General features: G+C 64.6%; 11 protein-coding genes. 7 read left to right on the forward strand and 4 right to left on the reverse strand.

Translation table 11 applies throughout. The features are described from left to right. Positions 1-58: 58 nt before the first annotated feature. From AC1C2N_RS14650 to gnd, 3 genes are all read right to left on the reverse strand, one after another. On the reverse strand, positions 59-307 hold the full coding sequence (locus tag AC1C2N_RS14650) for a hypothetical protein (RefSeq protein WP_483404693.1): 249 nt from the start codon (positions 305-307) through the stop codon (positions 59-61). A gap of 64 nt (positions 308-371) precedes the next feature. Further along, positions 372-1,199, reverse strand: coding sequence for a CPBP family glutamic-type intramembrane protease (locus tag AC1C2N_RS14655; RefSeq protein ID WP_483404692.1), 828 nt, complete (start codon positions 1,197-1,199; stop codon positions 372-374). Between the two features lie 142 nt (positions 1,200-1,341). Further along, positions 1,342-2,790: an NADP-dependent phosphogluconate dehydrogenase gene (gene gnd / locus AC1C2N_RS14660; protein WP_483404691.1), complete on the reverse strand. Its 1,449-nt coding sequence runs from the start codon at positions 2,788-2,790 to the stop codon at positions 1,342-1,344. 394 nt (positions 2,791-3,184) lie between these two features. On the opposite strand from gnd, the gene AC1C2N_RS14665 reads away from it, so the two are divergent. The 4 genes from AC1C2N_RS14665 to AC1C2N_RS14680 all read left to right on the forward strand — a co-directional run bounded on the left by AC1C2N_RS14665 (position 3,185) and on the right by AC1C2N_RS14680 (position 7,432). Then, positions 3,185-4,030, forward strand: a complete 846-nt coding sequence (locus AC1C2N_RS14665; RefSeq protein WP_495434379.1) for a sugar phosphate isomerase/epimerase family protein — start codon at positions 3,185-3,187, stop codon at positions 4,028-4,030. After that, complete coding sequence (locus tag AC1C2N_RS14670; RefSeq protein WP_495434380.1) at positions 4,027-5,070, forward strand: Gfo/Idh/MocA family protein; 1,044 nt, start codon at positions 4,027-4,029, stop codon at positions 5,068-5,070. Before AC1C2N_RS14665 ends, AC1C2N_RS14670 begins: the two co-directional genes overlap by 4 nt. After that, a complete protein-coding gene (locus tag AC1C2N_RS14675; protein ID WP_495434381.1) occupies positions 5,067-6,233 on the forward strand; it encodes a Gfo/Idh/MocA family protein in 1,167 nt (388 codons plus the stop codon). The genes AC1C2N_RS14670 and AC1C2N_RS14675 overlap by 4 nt, the downstream gene beginning before the upstream one ends. Positions 6,234-6,361: 128 nt before the next feature. Then, entirely contained in the window at positions 6,362-7,432 is a 1,071-nt protein-coding gene (locus AC1C2N_RS14680) for a LacI family DNA-binding transcriptional regulator (RefSeq protein ID WP_495434382.1), read from the forward strand. Positions 7,433-7,510: 78 nt separating this feature from the next. Here the strand turns inward: AC1C2N_RS14680 and AC1C2N_RS14685 are convergent, their stop codons facing one another. Beyond that, entirely contained in the window at positions 7,511-8,371 is an 861-nt protein-coding gene (locus AC1C2N_RS14685) for a sugar phosphate isomerase/epimerase family protein (RefSeq protein WP_495434383.1), read from the reverse strand. Between the two features lie 166 nt (positions 8,372-8,537). Here AC1C2N_RS14685 and uxaC point away from each other — a divergent pair, with 166 nt between their 5' ends. From uxaC to uidB, 3 genes are all read left to right on the forward strand, one after another. Continuing rightward, positions 8,538-9,950 (forward strand): glucuronate isomerase, encoded by a 1,413-nt coding sequence (uxaC, locus tag AC1C2N_RS14690; RefSeq protein WP_495434384.1) that lies wholly within the window; start codon positions 8,538-8,540, stop codon positions 9,948-9,950. Further along, on the forward strand, positions 9,947-11,371 hold the full coding sequence (locus tag AC1C2N_RS14695; protein WP_495434385.1) for a mannitol dehydrogenase family protein: 1,425 nt from the start codon (positions 9,947-9,949) through the stop codon (positions 11,369-11,371). The genes uxaC and AC1C2N_RS14695 overlap by 4 nt, the downstream gene beginning before the upstream one ends. Before the next feature lie 391 nt (positions 11,372-11,762). Continuing rightward, entirely contained in the window at positions 11,763-13,238 is a 1,476-nt protein-coding gene (gene uidB / locus AC1C2N_RS14700; protein ID WP_495434386.1) for a glucuronide transporter, read from the forward strand. The last annotated feature ends 50 nt before the right edge of the window (positions 13,239-13,288 follow it).

The raw sequence follows: 13,288 nt of genomic DNA on the forward strand, positions 1-13,288 counted from the left end.
AGTCTAAAGATTTCCGGGTGGCCGGTTTCTCACGAAGCGAGGAACGGCGCGAGGCCGTCTAGCCTGAGAAGCCGTGAAGGTCCGACCGGGCGATGCGGGCGGCGCTCTCAAGCAGGTCGTCCTCGGCGATGGCGATGCCCGCGTCGGCGAACCGCTCGCGCAGTGCTTCGAGAACCTCTGCTTCATCGTGCCCGGCGAGGTCGGCTTCCTCCTGAATGAGGATGCCGGCGATCTTGTCGTCGATCAGCTGCTGGTGCTGGTCCTGCACCGGCGCTGTTGTGTCCCGTGCGATTTCTGAATCCGACATGTGGCCTCCCTGGTGTTCTTCCCATTCTGCAGGCAGCGCATGGCGCGACCAAACTGTCGTGCGGCTAGTAGAGGAAGATTGCCAGCCAGTCCCGGTTGTGGGCGTGGAGCAGGACGAGGAACAGGATGAAGTCGAAGAGCAGGTGGACGCTGACGATGTAGCTCAGTGACTTCGTCTGGCGGAAGATCCATCCCTGCAGCACCGCAAACGGGTAGATGATGAACGGGCCCCACGCGTGGAATCCCAGTTCCCACAGGAACGACGTGAAGAGGACCGCCTGCAACAGGTTCGCCTGCCAGTCCGGGAAGTGTCGCCGAAGCAGCGCGAACGTCGTGCAGATGAAGAACAGCTCGTCCCAGATCCCGAGCGCGTTGGTTCCGAGGAAAAGCCGCGCGATACTTCCTGGGTCGGATGCCGCTGGCCAGTTCTCGTAGACGCCCGTCGGAATCATGTAGACCGGCAGCAGGAACCAGCCGAGAATCACGACGGCAATGAGGTAGCCGAACTCGATCCTGGTCCAGCGCTTTCCGGTCAGAACGGGGAACCTGATGGCGTGGTCGCGGTAGACGAACCGCGACACGAGGTAGGGGATGAGCACCGCCGCAGCAAGGGCAGCACCCATGAGGAGCATGTGCTCCCACTCGATGTCGGTGTTGATGGGAACGAGGCTGAGCGCGAGCAGCCCGACAGCGATGAGCACGAGGTCACGGGCCAGACGCCGGTCAATGAGCACCGCCGCGAGAAGCGTGACGGCGAGGGCGATGTAGCCGGCCGGGCGCTCATCGAGTCCGAAGATGAGGAATCCCGACAGTGCGAGCAGGATGCCTGGCAGGAGCTTCCAGCTCACCGCTGGACGGGTTTCTGTCGCGACGAGCGTTGGGGTGTTGGTCATGTCAGGGATCCTCGGTGAGCCGGGCTGTGAATCTCGAGCGTACAGGGATTTCGGAGCCGGCCGCTGGTGTGCCGCGCGCAAAGAGAACGGGCCCCCCGCTGTGCGGGGAGCCCGTAATCTGAGGAGTTCTGTTAGACGGAGATCAGTGCGTGTCTGCCGCTTCGATCTCTGACCGATCTCCCGACCACAGCGTGTGGAAGGTGCCCTCGGTGTCGACCCGACGGTAGGTGTGCGCGCCGAAGAAGTCCCGCTGGCCCTGGATGAGGGCGGCGGGGAGCCGGTCGGCGCGAAGACCGTCGTAGTACGACAGTGACGACGCAAAGGCGGGGGATGGGATGCCGGCCTGCGCTGCCGCAACGACGACCCGGCGCCATGCGTCCTGTGTGCGCGAAACGGCGTCGGTGAAGTACGGTGCCGTCACGAGTGCGACAAGTCCCGGGTCCTGGTCGTATGCCTCGGTGATTCGGTTCAGGAACTGGGCACGGATGATGCAACCGCCGCGCCAGATCTTGGCGATGTCGCCCTTCTTGATGTCCCAGTTGTACTGCTCTGCACCAGCGACGATCTCGTCGAAACCCTGGCTGTACGCGATGATTTTCGACGCGTAGAGCGCCTGGCGCACGTCTTCGACGAATGCGTCTGCATCGTCGACCGTCCACGGCGTCGACGGTCCCGGCAGGTGCGCCGCGGCCCGGCGCTGGTCCGGCTTGGACGACAGCGACCGTGCGAACACGGCTTCGGCGATGCCGGAAACGGGGATGCCGAGGTCGAGCGCCGTCTGGACGGTCCACGCTCCGGTTCCCTTGGCGCCCGCCTGGTCGACGATGACGTCGACGAGGGGCCGTCCGGTTGTGGCGTCGACCTGACGGAGGACCTCGGCGGTGATCTCGATGAGGTAGCTCTCGAGCTCGCCCTTGTTCCACTCGGTGAAGATATCGGCGATCTCGGCGGGGGATTTGCCCGTGCCGCGGCGGATGAGGTCGTATGCCTCTGCGATGAGCTGCATATCGGCGTACTCGATGCCGTTGTGGATCATCTTGACGAAGTGGCCGGCACCATCGGTGCCCACGTGCGTGACGCAGGGCTCGCCTTCGGCGACAGCGGCGATCGACTTCAGGATCGGTCCGAGGGTCTCCCACGCTTCCGCCGAGCCGCCTGGCATGATGCTCGGTCCCTTGAGTGCGCCTTCTTCGCCGCCGGAGATCCCGGCACCCACGAAGTTGATCCCGGTCTCGCGAACTGCCTTCTCGCGGCGGATCGTGTCGGTAAACAGTGCGTTGCCGCCGTCGACGATGATGTCGCCCGGTTCAAAGACCGCGGTCAGCTGGTTGATGACAGCGTCGGTGCCAGCGCCAGCCTTCACCATGATGATCGCGGTCCGCGGCTTCGAGAGCGACGCCGCGAATTCCTCGATCGTCTCCGCCGCGACGAAACCGGCCTCGGGGAACTCAGCAACGACGGCGCGCGTCTTCTCGGGGGACCTGTTGTAGATCGCAACAGTGTTGCCCTCACGGCTCGCCAGGTTTCGAGCGAGGTTCGATCCCATCACCGCCATCCCGATCACGCCGATGTTTGCCTGTGCGTTGGCCATGAAGGTCTCCTCTAGATGTGATGCAGTGGAAATAGTGTGAACGGATGTCGCCGGCGGGAGAATCTGGAGCGCCACAGTGGTGCCGGTCAGGGTCAACGCTAGCAAACTGAGCGCTCCCGCCCCGAGAGATGACCGGTCTGCCGTGACCGTACGGTGTGGTCGGAGCCGCGCCAAATGTGTCGAGACCCCGGCCCCCTGAGACAGGGTCTCGGCGGGGTGTCCCTGCGCTCGGAAATGGCGAACGGGTACCTGTCGCTACCTCCATCAGACACGGGAGCGGATTTTTTGTCAACCGGTTGCCAAAACCCCAATGGGCCCCTAGAGTTGGCCCATGGCCCGCGGATTTGTCCCGCTGGTTCCCAACGACGCGAACACGTAAGGCGGAGACGACGCAATGACCGACACTGTCACCTGGACCCTCTCCGGCTTTGGCGACGAAATCGACCCGGACCCGCGGATCCAGAGCGCCGTCCTCAAGGCCCTCGGCAGCGAACACATCGAGGTGCGCAGTGCGTGGGGGACCAACGTCGTCGACCTCGACGATGATCAGCTCGCCGATCTCACGATGCTTCTCTCCGCCGAAGGCATGCGGGCGTCAGCCGTCGCATCGCCCATCGGAAAGGTCGACGTCTCGCTCGATGCCGACCTGGAGGTGCAGAGGCTGCGCCGCGTCATCCGCGTCGCTCACGCACTCGACACTCCCAACATCAGGATTTTCTCCTTCTTCCGCGCCGACGGTGTCGAGGTAGAAGACATCCGTGACGACGTGCTCGTGCGTATGCGTCTGCTCGCCGATGAGGCCGAGCGTGAGGGCATCACCCTTCTCCACGAGAACGAGAAGGACATCTACGGCGACACTCCCGAGCGCGTCCTCGACCTCGTTGAGTCCGTGTCCTCGAGCGCTCTTCGGCTCGCCTGGGACAGCGCGAACTTCGTGCAGGTCGGCGTCGCCAATCCCCACGATGCCGGCTACGCGATGCTGAGGCCGTACCTCGACTACCTCCAGGTCAAGGACGCGGATGCCGCGACCGGCTCCGTCGTTCCCGCTGGCCAGGGAGACGGGCAGGTGCTGGCAACCCTCACCGCGCTGCGCGACGACGGCTACACGGGCTTCGCCTCGCTCGAGCCTCATCTCGACGCGGCACACACCCTCGGCGGGTTTTCGGGACCGAGCGCATTCGGCCAGGCCGCTCGTGCATTCGACGGTCTACTCCGCAGCATCGGTGTGTCGACGAAGTGACCGGTCTCACCCGTGCCGCGGTCATTGGCTGCGGAGACATCGCAGCGCTTCACTTCGCCGCGATCGCCGCCCTCGAGAATGCTGCCGTCGTTGCCGTGTGCGACACCGATCCTGCCAGGCTCGCCACGGCATCCGCCGCTCTCAACGTCCCGGGTTTCGACGATCACGTGCGGCTGTTCGACGAGGTTCGGCCTGACGTCGTCCATATCTGCACACCGCATCACACGCACGCGGTGATCGCGGTCGACGCGCTCGAGCGGGGGATCTCGGTTGTGCTCGAAAAGCCTCTCGCCCACACCCGGGCGGAAGCAACACGGTTGACGGAGGCAGCGTCACAGAGCGGCGCCAGAATCGCCGTGTGCTTCCAGAACCGGTACAACGCCCCGGTGCAGGCGGCCAGGGAGCTTCTGGCCTCCGGCAGGACAGGGGCGATCATCGGGGCATCCGCAACGGTGCTCTGGCAGCGTGGCGCCGAGTATTACGAAGATCGTCCGTGGCGTGGCCGGTGGGCGACCGGCGGGGGAGGTCTGCTCATGAACCAGGCGATCCACACCGTCGACCTGGTGCAGTGGCTCGTTGGGCCGGTCGCCTCGGTGCGCGGCAGCGCCAGTACCCGGCTGCTCGACGAGGTGATCGAGGTCGAGGACACCGCCGAGATGGTGCTTACCCACACAAACGGCGCTCGAACCGTCTTCTACGCGACGCTCGCCAACGTCGCCAACGCCCCGGTCGCCATCGACATCGTCACCGAGAAGGCGACGCTCAGCCTCCGCGGTGCCCTGACCGTGACGTGGGCAGACGGCCGGGTGGAGACCGTATCCGAGCGGACGCTCGCTGCTGGCGAGCGTTCGTATTGGGGTGTGTCCCACGAGCTGCTCATTCGTGACTTCTATTCGGCGCTCGATACCGGCGTTCGGTTCTGGATCGATCCGGCCGAGGCGCGCAAATCATTCGACATCATTCAGGACGTCTACGACCAGTCTTACCCGGAACGAGCCGGGTGGACGCAGGAAACCACAGAACGGAAAACTCTTTCATGACGCAGAAAGTTCGACTCGGAATCATCGGTTTCGGTACGCAGGGATCGATGTACGCGAAGTTCATCGCCGACGGCATGGTCCCGAACATGGTCGTAACGGCCATCGCTGACATCGACCCTGCCAAAGCGGATGTCGTTCGCGCGGCCTATCCGGACACCGCGTTCTACGACGACTACATCGCGCTGCTCGAGAGCGGCGACGTCGATGCCGTCGTCACGACGGTTCCACACTTCCTGCACCCGCAAATGGGGATCGACGCGCTGTCGCGTGGCATCCACGCGCTCGTCGAGAAGCCCGCGGGTGTCTACACCAAACAGGTCAGCGAACTGCTTGCGTTCGCCGAGACGGTGCCTGACCTGAGCTTCGGCATCATGTTCAATCAGCGCAACAACCCGCTCTACCGCCGGCTCAAGGAGATCGTCGACGCCGGGGAGATCGGCGAGATCCGCCGGAGTAACTGGATCATCACGACCTGGTGGCGCCCGCAGGGGTACTACAACCAGAGCGAGTGGCGCGCCACCTGGGGCGGAGAGGGCGGCGGAGTGCTCGTCAACCAGGCACCGCACCAACTCGACCTCTGGCAGTGGATCTGTGGAGTCCCGGAGAAGGTCTTCTCCAAGGTCGCCTACGGGTTCCGCCGCGACATTGCCGTCGAAGACGAAGTGACCGCTGTCGTGGACTACGGCGACGGACGCACCGGCGTGTTTGTCACGGCGACCCACGATCTCATCGGCACCGACCGGTTCGAAATCCTGGGAGACGCGGGCAAAATCGTCGTCGAAAACAGCAAGACAGCGACCGTGACTCGCCTGGCAAAACCCGAGCGTGAACTCTCGGAGAGCATGTCCATGCAGGACGTTGGCAAGCTCTTCATGGGGCAGCTCGACTCGACCGAGTTCTACACGACGGAGACGATCGAGTTCGAGTCCGCGTGGGGCGACCAGCACGCGGGTGTGCTCGAAAACTTCGCGGCGAACATCCTCGACGGCACACCGTTGCTGGCGCCCGGGTCCGACGGCATTCGGGGTGTTCGCCTCGCGAACGCCATCCACCTCTCCAGTTGGACCGGGAAGGAAGTCCCGCTCGACTTCGACGAGAGCGAGTACCTCGCGGAACTCAACAAGCGCATCGCTGACGAGGGCAAGTTTCCCGTCCGGTCGTAAGAAGTGATCGGACCCCGCGGCCGGAGCGCCGCGGGGTTCGCCCGCTGGGTGATGAGCCGTGCGCTACCGTAGAACTTCCGAGAAGGCCCGCCGGGCAGCGTGCATTGTGCACGTCCAAAGGAGTAGCCGTGCCGCGTGAGATCGCCGAGAACGACCCCATCGCAGGGGCTCCCAAAGCGCGCTCGCGCGCGGGGCGACCGGGGAAGAACGCGCCGACGATCTACGACGTCGCCGAGCTCGCCGGTGTAAATCCGTCGACGGTGTCCCGAGCCCTCAGCCAGCCGGGCCGGATCAACATCAAGACCGAGGAGCGAATCCACGCCGCGGCGAAGGAACTCAACTATCGGCTCAACCCGATGGCCCGCGCGCTCCCGACCGGGCGGACGAGCACGCTGGGCCTCCTCCTGGCCGACATCACGAACCCGATGATCTTCGGCATTGTGCGCGGAGCCGAACACGCCGCTGCGGAGCAGGGCTACACGCTCGTCATCGCCGAATCCCAGGAGTCGGGGGAGCGGGAGGCGACCACCGCCGAGCGGATCCAGCCGTCCGTTGACGGGCTGATCCTCGGAACGACCCGGCTTCGCGACGAAGAGATCCAGCGCCTCGCCGCACACAAACCCCTCGTGTTGATCAACAGGGAGGTCGACGGAGTGTCGAGCGTGCTCCCTGATGTCGACCCCGGCATCGATGGAGCGCTCGAGCACCTCGAGTCGCTCGGTCACAAGTCGATTGCCTACCTTTCCGGCCCCGCCAACTCGTGGATGAGCTCGACCCGCTGGACGAGCCTCCTCGACAAAGCTGTCGCGCGCGGAATGAACGTCGTCGAGATCGGTCCAGGCGTTCCGACTCTCGACGGCGGCCGTGCCGCCCTCACCCGGATCCTCGCGTCCGGTGTCACCGCCGTTGTCGCATACAACGACCTCATGGCCATCGGCCTGCTCCGCGCGGCGAGCGAGGAAGGCATCTCGGTGCCTGAGCAGTTCAGCATCGTCGGCTTCGACGACATCTTCGGGTCAGACTTCACGACACCGGCGCTGACCACGATTCGCACCCCCCTCGACCGGGCCGGTGCGCGTGCCGTCCGGCGTGCCCTGGCGCTCGTGGCCGGAGGGGCCGGCGACGATGGCAGCGAGTCGGAGGAGAAGATCGAGACCGAGCTCGTCATCCGTCAATCGACGGGCCCCGCTGCGTCCTGAGCGCTCCGGCAGGTCTCACAACGGATGCCGTCCCGCGTGATCGCGAGGCGGCATCCGTTTTCCGTCGGGAGCGAGTTTCTAGAACAGGTCGCCGTAGCCGAGTCCGACGAGGTTGTCGTGTGAGGTCTGGAGGCAGTCGAAGACGTCCCTTCCGTAAAGATCGTCCTGCTCGACGAGGAGATACTGCACGTCGCTCGCCAGGCTCTCCTCGATGATGGCGCGGAAATCGAGGTTGCCCTCGCCGACCTCGGCGAACTGGACGACGCCCGTGAACGCGGCCATGAACGTCGGGAAGTCGCCGGTGGCCAGTGCCGCGAACGCCTCGTCGGGGATTTTCCCGATCCGGTAGTCCTTGAGGTGCACCATGGCGACGCGGTCGCGGTACTTGCGGATCGTACCGACGGGGTCGAGGCCGCCGCGCTGTACCCAGTGCACGTCGATCTCCAGTCCCATGTCTGGCGCGCGGTCGGCGATGATGTCGAGAAGGTGCTTGCCCTCGTACTTCGCGAACTCGATGTGGTGATTGTGGTAGTACAGGCTGATGCCTTCGTCGGCCAGTCGGCGGGCGACCGCGTTGGTCTCGTCGCAGAACTCGAGGACCTTATCGAGCGACACCATGGCATCGAATGGCAGCATCCCGATGCGCAGCATCGTCGTGTCGAGTGCGCGGCAATCCGCAACGATCTTGTCGAAGTCAGTCGACAGCGATTCGCCCGGCATGCCGGGGGCGACGCGGAGCGAGGCTGAGAGTGACGCAATATTCATGCCGAGCTCGTCCCGCGCGCGGGCCAGCTCGGAAACGTTCTCGGCCGTCATCGGAACCTGAGACACTTCGACGGCGTGATAGCCGATGTCGGTGATCCTGCGGAGCGTCTCGAACGTGCCGTTCTGGGCGAAACTGTCTTTGAGCATCATTGCCTGGACGCCGATTGTGGCCACGTGGGTTCCTCCATTGGATTCGTCGCTTCCCTCGTTGGAAGCCGATTGCCGCAGCGGCCGAAAGGGCCGCTGTCTTCCGCTCAGTCTGTCATGGGGTTAGGATGTTTGGCAACCGGTTGACACTCCCCGCTGGTTGGGCGAAATTTATTCAGATGAAGGTGTATCAATGAAGCTGCAACTCGACCCGGACCGGTTGTTTCCCGCCGACCCCGCAACCCGCGCCGTCGCCAGGACACTGTTCGAGCACGTTGAGAGCCTCCCGATCATCTCGCCGCACGGCCACGTCGATCCGGCGATCCTCGTCGAGGACAAGCCGTTCCCCGACCCGGCCGAGCTGTTCATCCGCTATGACCACTATGTGACGCGGCTGATGCACGCCGCCGGCATCGACCTCAGCGAGCTGGGTGTCCCGAACCGGGCGTCAGGCGAGGCTGTCGCTTCACCCCGTGAGGTGTGGCGCACGTTCAGTGAGAACTGGCACCTCTACGCCGGCACGGCATCCGGGTACTGGCTGCAGTCGACGTTTTCGCAGATCTTCGGCATCGACGTACAGCCGAGTACCGAGACCGCTGATGCTATTTACGACGAGATCCAGGCGGCACTCGACACCGACGACTTCCGGCCACGGGCGCTCTTCTCCCGGTTCAACATCGAGGTGCTCGCGACGACGGACGACCCGATGGATTCGCTCGCACCGCACAGGGCGCTCGCCGCGGACCCGGGCTTCACCGGCAGGGTGCTGCCGACGTTCCGCCCTGACGCGTACCTCAACCCGGCGACGCCAGGCTGGACGGACCGTGTCGCTGCGCTCGCCGAGTGGAACGGATCCGCCGTCGGTAGCTTCGCCGGCTACCTCGACGCGCTCGCTGGCTGCAGGCGATACTTCGTCGAGAACGGCGCGGTGTCTGCTGACCATGGTGTACTCGAACCGCTCACCGTCGACCTCGATACCGCCGAGGCCGGTGCTCTGTTCGAGAAGGGACTCGCCGGAAAATTGACGCCAGCTGAATCCCGGGTGTTCGCGGGCCACATGCTGCTCCAGAGTGCGCGCATGAGCTGTGACGACGGCCTCGTGATGACCGTGCACCCCGGTGTCTACCGCAACCACTCAAGTGAGACGTTCGCGGCGTTCGGCCCCGACACGGGCCACGACATCCCCGTGACGACAACCTACGTCGAGAACCTGCGTCCCCTGCTCGAAAAGTACGGCAACAACGCCGACTTCCACCTGGTTCTGTTCAGCGTCGATGAGACCGTCTACTCCCGCGAGGTCGCCCCACTCGCCGGTTTCTATCCGAGCGTCTACATCGGTGCACCGTGGTGGTTCCTCGACGCCCCGGACTCCGTGCTCCGCTTCCGTTCGGCGGTGACCGAGACCGCCGGCTTCTATCGCAGCTCAGGGTTCATTGACGACACCCGCGCCTTCCTCTCCATCCCCGCCCGGCACGACATGGCACGCAGACTCGACTCGGCATTCCTCGCCCGCCTCGTGCGCGAGGGCCGGATCGACGAAGCGACAGCGGGTCGGATTATCGTCGACCTCGTCGACTCACTGCCTCGAAAGGTCTTCAAACTGTGACGAACGCTCAAGCTCCACGCCTCACGCGCGCCTCCCTCGGCCTTGAAACCGGACGAGCGGATGCCGCACCCCGCGTTCGCATCGTTCACATGGGCCTCGGCGCATTCTCCCGCGCACACCAGGCCTGGTACACCGACGTCTCCGATCCGGCAGGGGAATGGGGGATCGCCGCCTTCACCGGCCGAAGCCGAACGGCGGCCGACGAGCTCGCGCCGCAGGACGGGCTATACACACTCATCGAACGCTCCGCCGAAAAGGACACCGCGATGACGGTCTCGAGCATCGTCGAGGCTCATGATGGTGCAGACCTGGATCGATTCGTCGAACTGGTTGCCGCGCCGGAGACCGCACTGGTCACGCTCACGGTGACCGAGGCCGGTTACCGCCTCACCTCCGACGGTCGGCCGAACCGTGACGACGCTGCGGTTCAGGATGACATCGACTGGCTGACAGCGGCGCTGTCTGGCGCGTTGCCGTCCTCATATGACGACGGCCCTGTCACAACCCTGGGCCGGCTCCTGCTCGGCCTGCATGCGCGGCGCGTCGCCGGGGGAGGGCCGATCGCCATCGTCCCCTGCGACAACATGCCAGACAACGGATCGTTCGTGAGACAGGGCGTGCTCGCTCTCGCCGAACTCGTCGACACGGCGACCGCCGAGTGGATCGCGAAGGACGTGTCGTTCGTCTCGACCTCGGTCGATCGGATCACCCCGAAAACCACCCCGCGAGATCTCGAGACAGCGACGACCCTGACCGGCTTCCGTGACAACGCTCCTGTTGTCACCGAACCGTTCAGGGACTGGGTCCTCTCCGGCGGATTTCCGGCCGGCCGCCCCGACTGGGAAAAGGCGGGCGCGCGTTTTGTCGAGAACATCGAGCCGTTCGAGAGACGTAAACTCTGGCTGCTCAACGGGGCGCACAGCCTGCTTGCGTACGCGGGCAGGTTGCGTGGCCATGAGACCGTCGCATCGGCCGTCGCCGACCCCGAGTGTCGTGCCTGGGTGATCGAGTTCTGGGACGAGGCGACCGAGCACCTCGGCGACGGTCTCGATCTCGACGCCTACCGTTCCGCGCTCCTTGACCGCTTCGAGAACGCCCGCATTGAACACCGGCTGGCTCAGATCGGCACGGACGGCGTCACGAAACTCCGGGTGCGAGCCGCCCCGATCATCCTTGCGGAGAGGGCAGCGGGTCGGAGTGGTCATGCGGCTATCCGTGCTGTGGGAACCTGGGTGGCGCTTGTGCTCTCAGGCGCGGATCTCCCGGACGCGTCGTCGGCCGATGTCACCGCGGCGCTCGGCTCAGACGGTGACGCGCTCGCCGAGCTGGTGCGCGTCATCGACCAGCGGCTTGTGGACGATGCTGCGGTGCTCGACGGCATCCGTTCCGTCGCCGAACAGGCAGTTCCGACGCGCTCCTGACCCGACAAATCCGCCGATATGCACACTTGCGCCACGATGCTTGGCAACCGCTTGCCAATTGGCGGTAATCGTGCTTGACTTGTCGTCATCACGGTTTCAGGAACCATCACCTGCAGCACACATTTCTCGCAAGGATGCGGTCCGCAACGGCGCGCAAAGGAGGGCATCATGTCGGCATCGTTCGCTCGTGAACCCGGCCGCCGTGTCCGTCTTCCGTGCTGTGACCCGGCGCGTATCTCGCGCCCCAATTCTCGGCAACCTCACCACCATGGCGAGCACCAGAAACGGTGAGGTTGCCGATACTCACGAACGGGCACTGAAGGCACGTGCCCCCCTCGCAGTCGGATCATTGGACGCGCAGTAACAACTGCCCGTCGGGTAAAGGAGCCCCATGACATCCACGACCACCCCGCCACCCACACCGGTCTCACACGCTTCGCCGGCAACGGGCGCGCTGTCGAAGATCAGCATCATCGGCTATGGCGCTGGAGACGCCGCGAACAACCTGGCGTTCACGACAGCCACGATGTTCCTCCTGATCTACTACACGGATGTCGCGGGGATCTCCGCCGCCGCTGCAGGAACGCTGCTGCTCGTTGTGCGCATCTTCGATGCATTTGCCGACCTTTTCGCCGGCCGAATCGTCGACCGCACCTACAGCAAGCGGTTCGGCAAGTTCCGTCCGTTTCTCATGTTCGGGTCGGTTCCGCTCCTCCTGCTCAGTGTCGCGACCTTCTCTATTCCACAAATTGGTGAGACCGGCGTTCTCGTCTACGCGTACCTCACATACGCGGCTCTGGGACTGGCGTACAGCCTCGTCAACATCCCATACGGCTCGCTTGCCGGTGCGATGACTCAGGACCCCGGGGAGAGGACCAAGCTGGCGAGCGCTCGAACCGTCGGAGCCATGATCGTCGGCGCAGCGCTCGGTATCTTCGTCGCACCGTTGATCACCCCTGAAAACGACCTGCAGTCGATTTTCACCTTCATGACGCTCGGCTTCGTTGTCGTCGGCACCGCCCTCTACTTCTTCACGGCGTTTACGGCAAGGGAGCGTGTGAAGCGCGATGTGCCCCACGTCACGATGAAGCAGAGCTTCGCGATTCTTCGCAACAACAAGCCGCTCGTGCTCCTCTGCATCAGTTCATTCGTCTTCCTCACCGGCATGCTCGCTCTCAGCACCGTGCAGCTGTACTACCTGCGCGACGTGCTCAACGCCCTGCCCCTCTACGCACTCTTCTCGGTCATCCAGCTCGTCATGGTCTTCGGCCTCGCCGGATTCGTGCCGAAGATCGTCCGCGTCTTCGGCAAGCGCACCGCGTACATGACCGGCGGCGCTGTCATGGGCGTCGGCGGAGTGATCGTCTTCCTCGCGCCGCCGAGCATGGTCTGGCTCGGTTTCTCCGGACTCGTCGTCTGCCAGCTCGGAATCGTCCTCGTCAACATGCTGGTGTGGGCACTCGAGGCCGACACTGTCGAGTACGGCGAGTGGAAGACCGGCGTTCGCGCGGAGGGCATCGTCTACGCACTGTTTTCATTCACCAGGAAGGCGGGCCAGGCGGTCGGCGGGGCACTCGCCGCATACGCCCTGGCCTGGGGTGGGTACGTCGCAAACGCGGCCGCCCAGTCAGAACAGGCTGTGTGGGGCATCCGCGCCGGAGCCGGACTCATCCCGGTTGTCGCGAGCATCATCGCCATCGCCATTATGTACTTCTACCCGCTGACCGACGCGAAGCATAAAGAAATCGTTGCCGAGATCGCCGAGCGCCGTGACCGGCACGGTGCGGCAACTCCGATCGACCCCTCGCTGTCAACAGCCGCGTTCACAGTGAACCGCGGCCAGCACACGACGCCACCCACCGACTGACCACCACCGATACGCTCGGCGTAGATCCGTTCGCCGTCGCAACGCAGAAG

It is taken from the genome of Mycetocola sp. Y791 (genome assembly GCF_059445325.1).

Coding starts and splice junctions, on each gene's coding strand:
- AC1C2N_RS14650 (WP_483404693.1), bottom strand. CDS start 307: ATGTCGGATTCAGAAATCGCACGGGACACAACAGCGCCGGTGCAGGAC.
- AC1C2N_RS14655 (WP_483404692.1), bottom strand. CDS start 1,199: ATGACCAACACCCCAACGCTCGTCGCGACAGAAACCCGTCCAGCGGTG.
- gnd (WP_483404691.1), bottom strand. CDS start 2,790: ATGGCCAACGCACAGGCAAACATCGGCGTGATCGGGATGGCGGTGATG.
- AC1C2N_RS14665 (WP_495434379.1), top strand. CDS start 3,185: ATGACCGACACTGTCACCTGGACCCTCTCCGGCTTTGGCGACGAAATC.
- AC1C2N_RS14675 (WP_495434381.1), top strand. CDS start 5,067: ATGACGCAGAAAGTTCGACTCGGAATCATCGGTTTCGGTACGCAGGGA.
- uxaC (WP_495434384.1), top strand. CDS start 8,538: ATGAAGCTGCAACTCGACCCGGACCGGTTGTTTCCCGCCGACCCCGCA.
- uidB (WP_495434386.1), top strand. CDS start 11,763: ATGACATCCACGACCACCCCGCCACCCACACCGGTCTCACACGCTTCG.